This window comes from Lysinibacillus sp. FSL W7-1291 (assembly GCF_038593415.1).
GTDB classification, from domain to species: domain Bacteria; phylum Bacillota; class Bacilli; order Bacillales_A; family Planococcaceae; genus Lysinibacillus; species Lysinibacillus fusiformis_D.
The window spans coordinates 509522-525694 of sequence record NZ_CP151994.1; the positions used below are offsets into that span (position 1 = coordinate 509522).

General features: G+C 37.6%; 12 protein-coding genes. 7 read left to right on the forward strand and 5 right to left on the reverse strand.

Features of this window, described 5'->3' with window-relative positions; translation table 11 throughout:
- Positions 1-21 precede the first annotated feature (21 nt).
- On the reverse strand, positions 22-771 hold the full coding sequence (gene hemQ / locus NST76_RS02420; protein ID WP_036117365.1) for a hydrogen peroxide-dependent heme synthase: 750 nt from the start codon (positions 769-771) through the stop codon (positions 22-24).
- A gap of 154 nt (positions 772-925) precedes the next feature.
- On the opposite strand from hemQ, the gene NST76_RS02425 reads away from it, so the two are divergent.
- Positions 926-1759, forward strand: coding sequence for a lipoate--protein ligase family protein (locus NST76_RS02425; RefSeq protein ID WP_058844320.1), 834 nt, complete (start codon positions 926-928; stop codon positions 1757-1759).
- Between the two features lie 41 nt (positions 1760-1800).
- On the opposite strand, the gene NST76_RS02430 is transcribed toward NST76_RS02425, so the two are convergent.
- The gene (locus NST76_RS02430; RefSeq protein WP_036117361.1) at positions 1801-2451 is read right to left on the reverse strand and encodes an RsfA family transcriptional regulator; all 651 of its coding nucleotides are present in this window, start codon (positions 2449-2451) and stop codon (positions 1801-1803) included.
- A 235-nt stretch (positions 2452-2686) separates the two neighbouring features.
- Here NST76_RS02430 and NST76_RS02435 point away from each other — a divergent pair, with 235 nt between their 5' ends.
- From NST76_RS02435 to NST76_RS02445, 3 genes are all read left to right on the forward strand, one after another.
- Entirely contained in the window at positions 2687-2914 is a 228-nt protein-coding gene (locus NST76_RS02435) for a DUF1450 domain-containing protein (protein WP_036117359.1), read from the forward strand.
- A 579-nt stretch (positions 2915-3493) separates the two neighbouring features.
- On the forward strand, positions 3494-4801 hold the full coding sequence (locus NST76_RS02440) for an HD domain-containing protein (RefSeq protein ID WP_080717019.1): 1308 nt from the start codon (positions 3494-3496) through the stop codon (positions 4799-4801).
- A 380-nt stretch (positions 4802-5181) separates the two neighbouring features.
- Positions 5182-10371: a collagen binding domain-containing protein gene (locus tag NST76_RS02445; RefSeq protein ID WP_342544579.1), complete on the forward strand. Its 5190-nt coding sequence runs from the start codon at positions 5182-5184 to the stop codon at positions 10369-10371.
- Positions 10372-10423: 52 nt separating this feature from the next.
- On the opposite strand, the gene NST76_RS02450 is transcribed toward NST76_RS02445, so the two are convergent.
- Positions 10424-11080 carry a class A sortase gene (locus tag NST76_RS02450; protein WP_342504145.1) on the reverse strand — a complete coding sequence of 219 codons (657 nt, stop codon included), beginning with the start codon at positions 11078-11080 and terminating at the stop codon, positions 10424-10426.
- 91 nt (positions 11081-11171) lie between these two features.
- Positions 11172-11357, reverse strand: a complete 186-nt coding sequence (locus NST76_RS02455; protein WP_004231516.1) for a 2-hydroxymuconate tautomerase — start codon at positions 11355-11357, stop codon at positions 11172-11174.
- Between the two features lie 164 nt (positions 11358-11521).
- Between NST76_RS02455 and NST76_RS02460 the strand changes: the two genes are divergently transcribed.
- A complete protein-coding gene (locus NST76_RS02460) occupies positions 11522-12040 on the forward strand; it encodes a YwhD family protein (RefSeq protein WP_036121521.1) in 519 nt (172 codons plus the stop codon).
- A 343-nt stretch (positions 12041-12383) separates the two neighbouring features.
- Here NST76_RS02460 and NST76_RS02465 read toward each other — a convergent pair whose 3' ends face one another.
- Complete coding sequence (locus tag NST76_RS02465) at positions 12384-14456, reverse strand: transglycosylase domain-containing protein (protein ID WP_271912331.1); 2073 nt, start codon at positions 14454-14456, stop codon at positions 12384-12386.
- 318 nt (positions 14457-14774) lie between these two features.
- On the opposite strand from NST76_RS02465, the gene speB reads away from it, so the two are divergent.
- A complete protein-coding gene (gene speB / locus NST76_RS02470) occupies positions 14775-15647 on the forward strand; it encodes an agmatinase (RefSeq protein ID WP_342544580.1) in 873 nt (290 codons plus the stop codon).
- 247 nt (positions 15648-15894) lie between these two features.
- The gene (locus NST76_RS02475; protein WP_271912332.1) at positions 15895-16170 is read left to right on the forward strand and encodes a hypothetical protein; all 276 of its coding nucleotides are present in this window, start codon (positions 15895-15897) and stop codon (positions 16168-16170) included.
- Positions 16171-16173: the final 3 nt, after the last annotated feature.

Genomic DNA, 16173 nt, shown 5'->3' on the forward strand with positions numbered 1-16173 from the left:
GACTCGCATTTTCTATGTGTATTAAACAGTTAAGAACTTAACTAATTTATCGTTATCAAGTAGGTTTCCGACGAAGAATGCACCGAACTCACCATAGCGAGCAGACACTTCATCAAAGCGCATTTCATATACTAATTTTTTGAATTGTAATACATCGTCTGCGAATAGTGTTACGCCCCATTCGTGATCATCGAAGCCTACTGAGCCAGTAATAATTTGTTTCACTTTACCTGCATAGCCACGACCAATCATTCCATGAGAACGCATTAATGATTTACGCTCATCCATTGATAGCATGTACCAGTTATCGTTGCCTTGACGGCGTTTATCCATTGGGTAGAAGCATACATATTTGGCACGTGGAAGTTCTGGGTATAAACGTGCACGTACATGTGGGTTTTGGTAAGGATCCTCATTTGATTCGCCAGCTAAATAGTTTGAAAGCTCCACAACAGATACATAAGAATATGTAGGAATTGTAAAATCAGCAATTGCTAATTTATTGAATTCTGCTTCAATCTCTTGTAGTTCATCCATTGTTTCACGCAATGTCATAACCATAAAGTCAGCTTTTTGACCCACGATAGCATAAAAGGCATGAGCGCCTGTTTTAGCGATATCTGCTTCGTTCAATTTTTCTAAATAAGCAATAAATTCCTCTATTGCTGCTTGACGTTCTTCTGCAGAAACAAGTTTCCAAGAAGCCCAGTCGATTGAGCGGAAATCATGTAAAGCGTACCATCCATCTAATGTAATTGCTGCTTCATTCATTATTGAAACACTCCTTTATAAGTGAATACCATTCAAAATTAGTTTATCATAGTTTGTACAAAATCCCTAAGTTCATGACAGTAATTCACGAATTTGACACCAACTAAAGATGATGTATTCTAAGAAGAAGATATGTGACTAGAGGAGTACCAATATGAAAAGTATTTTACAACAGCCAATTTGGCGTTTTTATGATCAATCCATTAGTGCCAAGCAACGATCACCATTAGAATCGTTTGCAACGGATGATACGTTGTGCCAATTAGTTGGACAATTAACTTCTCCGCCAACTATTCGTACATGGGTCCATGAGGCATCCGTTGTGCTTGGTATTCAAGATCATCGTTTGCCGTATGTTCAGCAAGGTATGGATTTACTAGAGTCTAGAGGCTATCATCCAATCGTTCGTAACTCTGGTGGATTAGCAGTTGTGCTAGATGAAGGAGTCCTCAATATTTCTATTGTATTGTCTGAACAATCAGAGTCGCTTAGTATAAACGATGGCTATGATGTGATGGTAGACCTTGTGAAGGGATTGTTTCCAGAAGTAGCTGATAAAATAGAAGCTTATGAAATTGTAGGCTCCTATTGCCCTGGCTCTTATGATCTAAGTATTGAGGGGAAAAAATTTGCTGGTATATCCCAAAGACGCTTACGCCAAGGAGTGGCTGTGCAAATTTATTTATGTATTGAAGGAAGTGGCTCACAACGTGCGGCACTCATTCGTGACTTTTATGAAGTAAGCTTGCGACAAGAGGAGACAAAGTTTATTTATCCTCAAATCGTACCTGAAGTGATGGCATCATTATCAGAGCTTGTTGACCCCGATTTAACAGTAGAAGGGGTGGTTATTCGTCTACAGCAATTACTTCATCAGTTGTCCGAGGAAGTTCGTCCACAATCTTTCTATGATGAAGAATTAATATTATACGGTTTCTATTTACAGCGAGTATTTGAGCGTAATGCCAAAATGCTTGAACGAAAATAATAGGCTGATTATATGAAACATAAAAGGGAAAAGCGATGCTGCTAATTTAGCGCATCGCCATTTTCTGATTGATAAACTGGGCCACTTGTTACGAGATTTCCGTTTTTCTCCATTTTGAAAACGGGTGCAATTCGCTCTTCTTCTTCATCCAGTGTTACAAGACGTCGAGCACGATTCATAATTTGAACAAACTGCTCGTAATCTTTGCGGATTGCTCGATTTTCTTCCTCTAGTTTTGTAATAGTTTTCTCTAGTTTTTTATTTTTCTCAGATGTTACATGTACTAGCTGTCTCCATTTTGAAGATTCATTTCCTACTTCACCAGAATGCTGTAAACGTAGTAAATAAGCTATCACAATATCAAGAGAAAGAGCAGATAGCGGAATTGATTTTCCTTCCGCAGCACTATTATTCACGGTAAACATACTAGAGGCACGACGTCTCGCTGGTGCTCCTAACACTCGCATTCTCTCTTTTCTTTCTTTTTTAGCCTCTGCTAATTGTTCCTCATATTCTTTACGAACAACCGCATTCCAACGGAAACCACAGGCTGCAGCAGTACGATTTAATGCATCACCAGCTTCTTCAAAAGCATTGAGCTGTGTGCTACCTTCCGTCACATGACGAATAACCGCCTCTGCTAATAATTCATCGTTTTCTTGTAACCAAGCATCTTGTCTTATTTTACTCATCTTAAAATCCTCCCACCTTTATTTGGAACTTGTTATGTAAGACTAGCATGACCAATCTTTTAACCTTTTATTCATCTATGTAGAAGGAATTATGCTTGAATAGAAGGGGAAAAGTACGATACAATACCCGATGTAGGTTTGTGCACATGCTGCATACTTAAATATGTGAAGGTCATGTGTTCAATAGAGCGATATTTTGTTGAAAAAATACTATATAGAAAGGGTTGTTGACAAAATGGCAAACGAATTTAAAGTTTGCGATGAATGTCAGGCCGTTAACTTAAAGACGTTAATTCCAAAATTAAAGGAAATCGATCCTGATGCAACCATCGAAATTGGCTGTCATTCTTATTGTGGCCCAGGACGCAAAAAAACATTCACCTTTGTAAATAGTCGCCCTGTTGCAGCACTAACAGAAGACGAACTAATGGAAAAGGTTTTAGCAAAATTAAAGAATAAGTAAAATAAAAAGCTATCTCTATTTGTTAGGGATAGCTTTTCATGTTGTTGAAAAAAGATATTGTCATTAGTAGAAAATGACCTTTTGGCAAGGTGAGGAGGTGATTTCCGTTCCGCCAGCGTCCTTTCCAGGGAGACGTCACTCTAATCAACCGTACTACAAAAGTGTCTTTTTTGTCTTACATACTAGTAGTAGTGAATAAAATAGCCCATGATTTCTATTTTTAAAGAAAGGATAGCCTCTTAATTTTCAATGTGGAGAAGTGATTGATTTCAACAACCATCATCTTCGTTTGATTTGTAAAAGCTTTGCTAAATTTTGTTGAACGGAAAATCTTTCCCACCTCTCATCTTTCATAAAAATGCCATTGTTTTTCAACACTTTGCTATCTCTACATATTAGGTATAGCATTTGCTTTGTATATTTTTAAGTTGCTGTGAATATTAGATCAATAGAAATTTACAATAAATAGGCATATGGCGAAAAAAGGTTGTTAGTATCTATAGAAAAAAGTTAATAAGTATGCTAGTCCTAGATTTATGGCATATAATAGAACTATCACAAAATGGAGGTGCTATCCAAATGACATATGCAAACGCTAAATTACAAGAAGAGAAGGTATTTAAAGACCCTGTTCACCGATATGTACATGTTCGCGATCAAGTGATATGGGATTTAGTGGGTACAAGAGAATTTCAGCGTTTACGCAGAGTTCGTCAGCTAGGTACCACATTTTTAGTATTTCATGGGGCGGAACACAGCCGCTTTAGTCATTCACTTGGTGTTTACGAAATTGTACGCCGCATAGTAGATGATATCTTCGTCGGTCGTCCCGATTGGGATGAAGGGGAAAGACTATTAGTATTATGTGCAGCCCTTTTGCATGATTTAGGGCACGGTCCATTTTCACATGCCTTTGAAAATGTCTTCGAGCTGGATCATGAATACTATACAAGGCAAATTTTATTAGGGGATACAGAGGTAAATGCTGTTTTAAGAAAAGTAGCAGATGATTTTCCAGAAAAGGTCTCGCAAGTGATTGAAAAGACATATCCGAATAAGCAAGTCATCAGTTTAATTTCCAGCCAAATTGATGCGGATCGTATGGATTACTTACAACGTGATGCTTATTTTACAGGTGTCAGCTATGGTCACTTTGATATGGAGCGGATTTTAAGAGTAATGCGTCCACGTAAAAACCAAGTGGTTATTAAAGCAACAGGCATGCATGCAGTGGAAGATTATATTATGAGCCGCTATCAAATGTACTTGCAAATTTATTTCCACCCTGTGTCACGGAGTGCGGAAGTTATTTTAAATAATATTTTAAAAAGAGTTAAACAATTAAGCCAAGAAGGTTATACATTTAAGCATGAACCTACTCACTTCTTAGCATTTTTTCGCAATGCTATTACATTAGAGGATTATCTTGCTTTAGATGAGAGTATACTTTTTACATATTTTCAGCTATGGATGCAAGAGGGTGATGCTATTCTAAGTGATTTAAGTCGTCGCTTTGTTAATCGTAAGCTATTCCAATACATTGATTTAGATCCCGGTGTTGAGCTAGATAAATATCAAAAACTACAAGAGCTTTTCAAGCAAGCAGACCTGAATCCAGATTATTATCTTGTTCATGATACAACGGCAGATTTGCCCTATGATTTTTATAGACCTGGGGAGGAAGAGGTGCGTGTGCCGATTTTTCTAGAAATGAAAAATGGCGAGCTACGAGAGCTTTCGCGTGAATCCATCATCGTTGATTCCATTTCAGGTCGTATGAAACGAGACCATAAAATCTATTTTCCATTAGATTTCTTAGAGGATGACTCTATTCACTCAACTATTAAAAAACAAATCTTAACACTGTTAAGAGAAGATAGCAAATAAAATAAGAATAAACAAAGCAGTAAACACGTTCAAATAAGAGCGTTGTTTACTGCTTTTTTGTATGTATACATGATTTGTTTAGAATTTGTTCAGGACCCCTAGTTATAATGGAACAAAAATCCTAAAGGGGGGTGAGGCCAATTATTGTAGGTGTCACAAAAGTAGTGCTTATAAAATAAAAAGTGAAAAAGGCTATAATTTGTTAATTCTTATGACCTATGTTAGCATACAATTTGGCTTTTATTCACAAGAGTGACAAGTTAATTTTAGGAAAGAGGGAGCAACTGATTGTTTGTAGCACGCCTTTCCTAAACAGTGAAAGGAAGCTATCGTCATAGCAAACAATTCAAGCTCTCTATCTATTAGAAAAGAGGAGAGACATGAGGAAAAAAATGAACATTGCTATGCTGACCATGTTGTTAGTGTTCCAAACACTACTAAGTCCACTGTCAGCATTTGCAGCAGATGACCTTTCAACACCACCAGTCGCAAATGACAATGGTGCGGAGGCCGGAATGGCAGAAAACCTATCTACGCCTGTCGACGATGGCACAGATTTGACAGAAGACAACACAGGTGAAGAAGACCTTTCTACAACTCCATCGGAAAATGAAAACACGGAGCAAGCTCCTGAGGGCGAGGCTCCTGAAGAAGAAAAAGCAGCAGATGAGCCTGTGAAAACATTGCCAATGAATGAGGCACCATTAGCGGCTCAAGAAATTCCAGCTTCACTATCATCATTTGTGATGAAAATTGGTGGAACAACGGTTGGAGCAGGTGAATTTGGTACAGAGCTAGATCCAAATACAACAGCTAACTTCACTGTTAAATTTTCCGTACCAATGCAAGATAGTCAAGGCGAAGCATGGGGAGACGGGAGCTGGTTTGAATTCCAACTGCCGCAATCATTAATTGACTTTGATGGGGCATTTACAGGAAGCAGAACAGTGAACGGTATCACATATAATTATGTAACTACAGATAATAAAGTACGTGTAGAGTTAAGCGGTATGGAACCAGGCTCAGGCAGCTCTCAACCGGAGGAATTAAGCATTACATTTAATTCTGGATTTAACCTCCTTTCTGATAACATTGAGCAAGAGCTGGAAATTCCAGCAGCCACTGGTGGTAGTGAGATAATTAAAGCTCAATTTAGTTTTTTACCTTCAACGAGCAACAAAAAGGTAAGTAAGTCAAAACTAGGCACTCCTACACCAACAGCAAGTGGTAACCATGAAATGGAATGGCAAGTATGGGTTAATGAAGCGGGTAAATCATTAAGCAATCCAACTTTGACAGACGATCCAACATCACATGAAATTATGGCTAATTCCGTGAATGTATATCAATATGTGGTTGGTCTTAATGGTGTAAGAACAAGTACTGAAACAAATGTTCTTACAAATGGTAGTTGGAGCGATATTGAAAGTAAGTTGACTGGTAAATATGCATATAAAATTACGTACAAAACGTCTGTAACATTAGATGCTGATAAACGTGATGGTGCAGTTAACTTTCATAACAAGGTACTATTTACTAACAATGGGCAACTAGAAACTTCTAATACGGCTACTCACACCATTACGTATGGTAAAGCACTAGATAAAAAGCTAGTGAGCAATACAAACTATGAAACAAAATGGCGTATTGATTATAATCATAATCTGTTAAGTATCGATCAAGCTGATGCCTATATTGAAGATACAATCCAAGGTCCTCACGAAATTGATGCATCAAGCATTAAAGTATATAAAATGAATGATGCGGCTGGCAATGTGGCGACAACAGTTTCGGAAGCTAATAGAGTAACAAGTGGATTTACTATTACTCCTACTCCTGCAACTGGAGATGTTAAAAGTTTCACATTAACCTTTGATAACGGTATTTCAGATGCCTATACAATAGTGTATGATGCGAACTATACTAAACAGGATTTTTATGAAAACGAAGCAGGTCTGTTTAACAATAGTGTGACAAGTGGTTCAGGTAAAGAGAAGAATATAGACTATGCACTTACAGAAAACTTATTAAAAAAATCATATACAGTTGATTTTGATAAAAAAGTAATTACATGGACGGTCGACATTATATCTGATAATCCAACTAAACCAATTAACAACCTAAAACTAACAGATACATTTACAGCAGGTGCTGCAGATGGGGTGCATGAGTTAATAGATAACACTGTAAAGCTTAATGGTATAGCAACTACTTATACTCTAATTGATGGAGATAAGAAAAAAGGCTTTACAATTTCAGGTATTAATGTACCAGCAGGTAGTACATCAACTATCACTTATCAAACGAGCTTCGCAATTGGTGATGAGGGTACTGTACAAAAGCAAGGGTATGGCAATACAGCTGCTACAGAGTGGACTAGTGGCGGTAAAACATATAAAAAGTCATCTTCAACGAGTTATATCCCACAGTCAACTACTGTTAACAATGGCAGCAAATCGGGAACCTTTAACTACTCCACGCAGCGATTTACATGGGATGTGAAAGTGAATATCAATAAAAAGGATATTAATGGAGCCGTTTTAATTGATACAGTTGGTGAGGGACATAAGTATTTACCGGGAACAATTGAAGTATTACCTTTAACTGACTTAGGTGGTAGTGATACAGGTGGAACGATTGGTACTACACCGATTAACTCGAGTAATTACACAATCTCGGCTGAATCAGATAAAGGCTTTACATTAAAATTCAGTGATTCCTTAGCAGGAGACATAAACTACCAAGCATACGTTGTTCGTTATAACACAATGGATGACGATCACATTTTAGGTATTGGTTCTGATACGGCTACTGATAGAGGGAATGTTTACACGAATGATGCCACATTTAAAACAAAAGGTACGCAAGAATTTACGCTTGAATCAAAGCCAGTAACGATTGACGAGGATGTAGCGAATAATTTAGTGACAAAAAATACACCACAACAAAACGCGAATACAGAAACAATTACTTGGACATTAGATGTGAATAGATCTCATTCTAATTTAGGTCAAAATGTCATCTTAACAGATTTACCAGGTAATAATTTAATGTTATTGGAAAGTAGTATTCTATTAACACCATATACAGTATCTAAAACTGGTATTCAAAAAGGAACTACTTGGCAAACACCTTCGCAATTAGGGGTAACGGTCACATTCGATACACAAGGTGGCTTTAGCCTCGAATTTCCTGATTTAAATCAAAAGGGGTATCAAGTACAGTATAAAACAATAGGCTTTGGTCAATTTGGGGATGCATTGGAAAATACAGCAACATTGCATTATACGGGTCAAACAAAAGCTAATCAAAAAACAGAGAGCGACTATAAGGATAAATTTAGCTTTAGTAGCTCTGAATCAGATTTTACGTCAACACGAGGCAGTGCTAAATTTAAAAAGATTGGTATCGATTCAGCTACAGGCCAATTTAAAGAAAATTTAGCTGGTGTTGAATTCCAACTTATTAAAAAAACTGCAAAACCGAATGAATATATTATCCAAACAGCTACTACAGATGTAAATGGTGAATTCACATTTGAAAATGTACCGTACAACGATTATCTTATTCGTGAAGTAGCTGCACCAACTGGTTATAGTAAAATGTCTGACTTTAAATTTAAGTTAGATGAAAACACGACACTAGATAAGCAACCAGACTTCATTACACAACTTGTCAATACAACACCAATCATTGGTGGTAGTTGTACACAATTTGAAATAGCTATTAAGGATGTTGATGGTCATTCCATTACAACAGGCACAGTTACATTAAAGGATCACAATGGTATAGAAACAGCGCCGTACACAGTAACAAATGGCAAAGTGACATTACCGAATCATTTTACTGCTGGTGAGTATACAGTAACTCATTCAGTTGAAGGTGAATTAGGGAAGGTAACAGTGAAATATGACGGCGGATGTAAAGCTGAGGTTCAACCAGTACCAAAATGTGAAAACTACACAATTGTTGTGAAAGATGATCAAGGTAATATTCGTACTAATATTTTAGAATTAACATTAAAGCAAGGTACTACAGTAGTGACAAAGGTATCTCCTGACGCATCAGGTAAGTTTATTGTTGAATCCAATCAAAACGATCCTACTAATGGTGTAAAACCTGGTGAATATACATTGTATGAGGGTAATCAATTCTTAGGTACAGTCACACTAACGTACAAGAAAAGCTGCGATTATGAATTTACAATTATACAAGCACCGAAGTGCGAAACATTCGAATTAACGGTCAAAGATGTTGATGGAGAATTAGTAGCAGATAAAACGGAAGTAACAATTAAAGATATAGATGGCAAGACGGTAGCTACTGAAGAAACAAAAGACGGTAAAGTAGAATTAAAAGATTTAGAACCAGGTGTTTACGTAGTATTTGATAAGGATGGCAATAAAATTGGCGATTTCGCAAGTAATATTCATTGTCAAGCAACGGTTCAACCAAAACCGGCTTGCGAGCGCTTTACTGTAGCATTGAAAGATGAAAATAATGTGTTGGTTAAGGCTGGTAAAGATGTTGTCATTAAAGATAAACAAGGTAACATTATTTCAACAGTAATAGAAGCAGATGGTAGTATTACATTTATTTCTGAAGATGTACCTGCAGGAAAGTACGAGGTTTACGACAACAAAGTTTATTTAGGCGAAATTGAAGTTTCTTATAAACAAACTTGTAAAGCTGAATTACCTATTGCTCCAGCTTGTCCAAACTTCACATTAACAATCAACAATATGTATGGTCAGCCACGTGAAGGTGTGAAAGTTACGTTTACAGATGAAAATGGTAAAGCGGTAGAAGAGAATGGGTTAATAGAATTTGTTACAGATAGCAAAGGGCAAATTAAGATTAACCACTCATTGATCAAACCAGGTAAATATATAGTTAGGGAGAATGGTAATACCATTATTGGGACAGTTACAGTAGGTAATACATGTGAGGCTAAAATACAGCCGACACCACCTACAACAGATCCAGGACAACCAGTAGAGCCAAACAATCCAAACCCAGATCCAACTAAACCAGTAGATCCAACTAACCCAAATCCAGATCCAACTAAACCAGAAGATCCAAACAATCCAAACCCAGATCCAACTAAACCAGTAGATCCAAATAATCCAAATCCAGATCCAACTAAACCGGTAGATCCAAATAAGCCGAACACAGATTCAAATAAACCAGTGGATCCAAGTAAGCCAACGACAGATCCTAACAAACCAACGACCCCTGATAATGGTGGTACATCAGTACAAAATGTGATTGATCAAGGGAAGCAATTACCACCATATCATCCATCTAACGCTACAAAAGATACGTTAGATGCCTATAAAGATTTCCTTAATAGATATAGTAAGCTATCTAAAGACCAACAGGCAGAGGTAGCCCAAGCGATTGATATTAATCAAATCAAGGCAGACACAGCACGCTTAGAAGCGCTGCTAAGAGCACAAGGTAAATTACCACAAACAGATGGAGCAAATCAAACAGCTCTTGTCTTTGTTGGTTTACTACTTGTAGCTGGGGCAGTATGGTTTATGCGCCGCCGTGAAACAGAGGTATAATAAGAAAAAGCGTCATCCTTTTTAGGATGGCGCTTTTTGCGTATTGCTTGCATCAAAAGGTTCCTTTGGCATTTTCTAACGAGTAGCTTTGAACAAAATCTGCTTGTAATGCCAGTCGTTTAGAACCTTTTTCTGCACATGTAATCAATGTTAGTGTAGTTTGATTGGGAATATCGTCAATGATATAAACATCAGTTGCAGCAATGATTTTTTTCGTTGTTAATTTATACTCATAGACATCTTTCATATCCGTGATATAGATGATACCGCCAATTTGTGCTTGATAGAGTGGGCTGAATAAAATATCTTTTTCCTCAAAGTAGTGACCAGCCAATGCATAGTTCCCTTGACCGAGCTGTTGGTTGGGTTTCATCGTACCTGCTCCAATAGCAAGTACAGAATGGCCGACACCTTTTAAAATTGGTAGCTGCATATGTACACTTGGAACAGCAATACTGCCGATAACAGGCATATTACTAGCTTTTACTTGTGCTTGGAGTACCTCAGCGATAGATAATGATTGAACGGCTTCAAACTCAAAATCAGCTGCTGCTTTTTTGTTTTTTTCAATGTCTTTAACGCTGTAGTCAGTTGTATTTAATTGGTCACTCAAATGAGCGATAATAGCATGTTGAATCGGATTAATAAATATTAATAATAGGCCAAAAAGTAACACGCAAACGAGCAAGGTCAGTCTAAATTTATTCATTTTGTATAACACATCCTAGTTATTGAAATAACGGAACGATGATTGTCAGTTTAAAAATGGGTAGAGCTAAGATGCTCTACCCATCTTCATCTTATTTATCACTAAAACGAACGCCTGCAACCCCATAATGGTTTTTTGACATTTCTTCGATAAAAACTGTTACATTTTCTGCAGGTGCATTAACTGTACGCGAAACGGCCTCTGTTACTTCCTTTACAAGGGCGCGTTTTTGCTCCTCTGTACGACCTTCAAGCATTTTCACTGTTACGTATGGCATAATATTGCCTCCTTTATAGAATAATGTTGTATAGTTAGTTTATAAGAAAGTATAAACTTCTTACTTGCGTTGAGGCATAAGTGCGCGTTAGAAATAGTGTGTTATACGACAAAATATACGCGATATGCTTTCCTTTATAATAGCAGAATGGAGGATATTTAAGTATGGCAAATGAAGAAAAACCAAAACAAAAAATGGGTTTTACCATTATAAAAAACGATCCAACAGATGGACATAAAGGGTTTGGAATTGGTTCACTTTCATTAGAGAATGTATCGCCTGTTATGATTGATGTAGAAGAGGGGACAGCTACTGTTGAAATTGGTGCCATGCATGCACGAAGTGATGTTGAGCGAGGTATTAAATTTACGATGGACCGTGCTGATTCAGAAGGTGGGAAATCCTATTGGTTAGTGTGGGTGACGGTAGACCATAAAGAAGATGGACCCTATTATGCGGGTGTAACAGCTTGTGAAATGGTCGTTAACCGTGAAAAAAGACGTGGCTATAAAATTCTAGCTGACCATGTGAACAAAATGGATAAATCCATGAAGCGTCAGATTATTGTAGAGCATATGGATGCACCGTCTAAAAAAGTGTTGGCTACTTTCCTAGAGCAACTTAATCCAGATTTGTGGGGACGTAGTGATGAGCAACTGCGTCAAGACTTATTTGTCGAATAGACCAATAATGATTGAACAATCTGTGACATTTTGCGATCGCTTTCGATATTAGGTTGAAAGTGGGTTTGAAACAAAGTACACTTGAGGCAGAGCTTACATTTTAGTAAGCTAGGACACTTGGTATCGCGAATATGATGAGCGCTATGCGGCATTTGAATAACCCAAACCCAAGCCAAATGCCCCATGATGCTCATACTTCGCGTACCATAAAAAAAGAAAAGCTTTCTGTTCCCACGGACACGTCTCCGGGGAAGAGAAAGCTTTTCTTATTTATTCGTCTATTAGTTACTTTGTCGAGAGCCTTCATAACATAGAACGAGAGCTGTTCAAAAAGGTTTCCGCATTATTGTTTATTTTTATCATCACCTTTAAAAAGTGAGAATGGCAGCATGTTCCAAAATTCTCCCCATGTATCACTGTCGAGAATATCGAAGTTTGTACATTTTTCAGTTGGTACATCCTTAGCTTCTACATAAACAAGACGTTGTTTTGGACAAGCATCAGTAGCGAGTTTACCTGTTTCGATATCAATGACAACGCCCTCTACACCTTTAGGTTTTTTGAAATCCTCATTTTTCGTTCCTTTGTTGACGCTCTCCATAAAGTCAATCCAAATTTGCTTAGTGGCAGCAGTATCTTCCTTCGTTGTAAGGTTTTTACCCTGATCATAGCCGTTCCACACACCAGCAGTTAGACTTGGTGTAAAACCAATTAGCCATTGGTCACTATTGGTAGAACCTGATTTAGCCGCATAGGTGTGTGTCATGCGGGAACGAATACTAATGCCTGTAGCAGGAGAATAATCACTGAAAACCGGGTCAAAAATACCTGTCATCATCTCAGTTAAAATGTATGCATTTTCTTTTGAAATGGCCGTTTCCGCCTTGCTTGAAACATCTTTATTTTCATAAATAACGTCTCCATGAGCATTTTTTATGGACACAATGGTTGTTGGAATGGTTTGCTGTCCCTGAGATGCTAAAATATTATAAGCATTCGTCATCTCATATAATGTCGTTTCAATTGTACCGAGTGCGATAGATAAATTATCTTTAGCACCAATCCCTACACTAAAACGGTTTGCCATATCATGAAATTCCTTGAAGCCAATGTCCTCTAACGTTTTTACGGCGTAAATATTGTCTGAGATCGCAATCGCTTGAGCCATCGTCATATCATGATCTGCAAACTGACCATTGACATTTTTAGGTGCATAAGTGCCACGCCCATTATCATAGGTAAAGGTTGTTTCACCAACATCTAAAAATGTAAGCGGTGTGTAACCATTTTCTAGTGCCGCTGCATATAAAATCGGCTTGATAGTAGAGCCTGGTTGACGTTTAGCCTGTGTGACACGGTTAAATGAACTTACTGAATAGTCACGACCTCCAACTAATGCAGTGACAGCACCTGATTTCGATTCCATACTAACGAATGCTGTTTGAAGATCATTGGCAGGCATGTTTTTTACTACTGCTTCTTCAGCGGCTTTCTGGTGTTCCAGATTAAGCGTTGTTTGAATTGTCCAGCCACCTTCGCTAATATCGAGATTTTTTGACTTTAAAATTTCGCTAGCCTCTTGCCATGCCACATCAAGGAAATAAGGGGCGACAGATTTTGTGGCAACCCAGCTATCATTTTTTAAGACAAGCTGTTCATTTTCAGCTCGTGTTTTTTCTTCTTGTGTAATGGCACCTTGATCCGCCATTAGTTTTAAAATTACGTTTTGGCGATTCGTAGCCTTTTCTAAATTGGCAATAGGTGAATAGATACTTGGTCCCTTTGGTACGCCTGTTAGCATTGCAGCTTCCGCAAGTGTTAAATCAGCGGCAGATTTACCGAAGTAAAATCGACTGGCTGCTTCTACTCCATACATGCCGTGTCCATAGTATACCGTATTTAAATAGCCCTCTAATATTTCGTCCTTGTCATAAAAAACTTCTAATCTATAAGCATACAGGGCTTCATTTAATTTACGTGTCCAAGATTTTTCATGGGAAAGATAAAGATTACGTGCATATTGTTGCGTAATGGTACTAGCCCCTTGGACTTTTCCGCCCGCCTTAATATCCACTAAAATGGCACCAGCAATACGTGAATAATCAAAACCACCATGTTTATAAAAATCTTTATCCTCAACAGCAACTACTGCTTCTTTTAAATAAGGTGACATCTCATCAAGACCAACCCAATAACGTCGTTGATTTGTAAAGTGATCTCCAATTTGGTTCTCATTTTCATCTAAGAAGATGGAAGCTTTCGGTACGGTTAAAGGCGGTGCACCAGCCACTTGAACATAGATGCGTAGAGCGACAAATGCTACGACAATTGCAGATGCAAAGGCGACAAAAAGAGTAAGGGATTTCCGTGTGCGCTTTACACGCTTTTGCTTTCGATGATAGCTTTTTCGTTTCATCCGACTTCACCTCGTTTTCTTACAACTTCTAATTTTAGCTTTAGTATGTGTTTGAACACTCATCTTTAATCGAAATTCTAACTAAAAACTATTGCACTTTATTCAAAAACATCTATACTTTTTTTGTACTACTTGAAATGCGAGCATTCGACAGAAAAATCACACCTTGTAGATTTTAATCGAAATTTGCTAGATGTTCCAATAATGTATACGAGGACGAAAGGATACAGGTTTCATTACAATCCTGTAAGCCATAATAGAAGAAGTTGAAGAGAATTGATAATCAATACAATTTGTTAATGATACGGAGGGCAAGCAATGAGATTTGATGAAGCTTATTCAGGAAATGTTTTTATAAAAAGTCATCCTACCTATGAGGATGCACAAGCCGTTATTTATGGCATGCCAATGGACTGGACAGTAAGTTACCGTCCAGGATCACGTTTCGGTCCACAGCGTATCCGTGAGGTATCGATCGGTCTTGAAGAGTATAGCCCATATCTAGATCGCGAGCTTGAGGAAGTAAAGTACTTTGATGCTGGTGATATTCCACTACCTTTCGGGAATGCACAGCGCTCATTAGATGAAATCGAAAAATTTATTGAAACATTATTAGCAGATGGCAAGATTCCTGTCGGTATGGGTGGGGAGCATTTAGTGTCTTGGCCAGTTATGAAGGCTGTCTCTGCTAAATATGATGATCTTGCCATCATTCATTTTGATGCACATACCGATTTACGTGTGGAATATGAGGGAGAACCACTTTCTCACTCAACACCAATTCGTAAAATTGCGGAACATATTGGACCGAAAAATGTTTATTCTTTCGGCATTCGTTCAGGCATGAAAGAAGAATTTGAATGGGCAAAGGAAAACGGCATGCACATTTCAAAATTTGAAGTGCTTGAGCCGTTAAATGAGGTTTTACCAACATTAGCTGGGCGCAATGTGTATGTAACGATTGATATTGACGTTTTAGATCCAGCACACGCTCCAGGCACTGGTACAGTAGATTGTGGTGGTATTACATCAAAAGAATTACTAGCTTCCATCCACGCGATAGCAGCTAGTGGTGTAAATGTTGTAGGCTTTGATCTAGTAGAAGTCGCACCTATCTATGATTCATCAGAAATGACGGCAAACACAGCTTCTAAATTATTACGAGAAATGATTTTAGGCTGGGTAAAATAAGTAAGGCATTGAAAACAGATTGATTGGATGGGGTTAGCTATAGGCTTGCCCCATTTTGTATTTTCTATTGAAATGAAGAATAGCTATACGTCATAAATTTGAAACTTATTTTACGTAGTTGCGTAGATAAGTTAAGTAATAGTTTCTATTTTATAGAAGAGAGAAAAATTGATGAAACAACTGTCATCTATTGGTCAGTAGAATGTATGGTTCTTTAATTTAATTAGTGATAGGAAGGAGGAGTATTATGATTTGGTCACTTCTCATCAATGATTTATTCATTATTGTCAGTACAATGGAATACTTTTGGCTATTAGCTTCTTTGGTTTTAACTGTGCTAAGTGTTCATTTGCATCTGTATCTGGTTAATAAAATAACAGTTCAAGAAGTAAAGGACGAAGCGTTTGAAGTTGACTATAATATCACGAATACTTGGACTCCACCTATGCTAACGTGGTTTGTTCTATGTATTAGGACGTCGGAAAACAGTGAGGAAGAAAGTGTATCTCCTAGTTTCATGTAAACT

Excerpts from the sequence above, each read along its gene's own strand:
- NST76_RS02440 (WP_080717019.1), top strand. The coding sequence starts at position 3,494 with ATGACATATGCAAACGCTAAATTACAAGAAGAGAAGGTATTTAAAGAC.
- NST76_RS02430 (WP_036117361.1), bottom strand. The coding sequence starts at position 2,451 with ATGAGTAAAATAAGACAAGATGCTTGGTTACAAGAAAACGATGAATTA.
- NST76_RS02450 (WP_342504145.1), bottom strand. The coding sequence starts at position 11,080 with ATGAATAAATTTAGACTGACCTTGCTCGTTTGCGTGTTACTTTTTGGC.
- NST76_RS02445 (WP_342544579.1), top strand. The coding sequence starts at position 5,182 with ATGAGGAAAAAAATGAACATTGCTATGCTGACCATGTTGTTAGTGTTC.
- NST76_RS02425 (WP_058844320.1), top strand. The coding sequence starts at position 926 with ATGAAAAGTATTTTACAACAGCCAATTTGGCGTTTTTATGATCAATCC.
- NST76_RS02435 (WP_036117359.1), top strand. The coding sequence starts at position 2,687 with ATGGCAAACGAATTTAAAGTTTGCGATGAATGTCAGGCCGTTAACTTA.
- NST76_RS02475 (WP_271912332.1), top strand. The coding sequence starts at position 15,895 with ATGATTTGGTCACTTCTCATCAATGATTTATTCATTATTGTCAGTACA.
- NST76_RS02465 (WP_271912331.1), bottom strand. The coding sequence starts at position 14,456 with ATGAAACGAAAAAGCTATCATCGAAAGCAAAAGCGTGTAAAGCGCACA.
- hemQ (WP_036117365.1), bottom strand. The coding sequence starts at position 771 with ATGAATGAAGCAGCAATTACATTAGATGGATGGTACGCTTTACATGAT.
- NST76_RS02455 (WP_004231516.1), bottom strand. The coding sequence starts at position 11,357 with ATGCCATACGTAACAGTGAAAATGCTTGAAGGTCGTACAGAGGAGCAA.
- speB (WP_342544580.1), top strand. The coding sequence starts at position 14,775 with ATGAGATTTGATGAAGCTTATTCAGGAAATGTTTTTATAAAAAGTCAT.
- NST76_RS02460 (WP_036121521.1), top strand. The coding sequence starts at position 11,522 with ATGGCAAATGAAGAAAAACCAAAACAAAAAATGGGTTTTACCATTATA.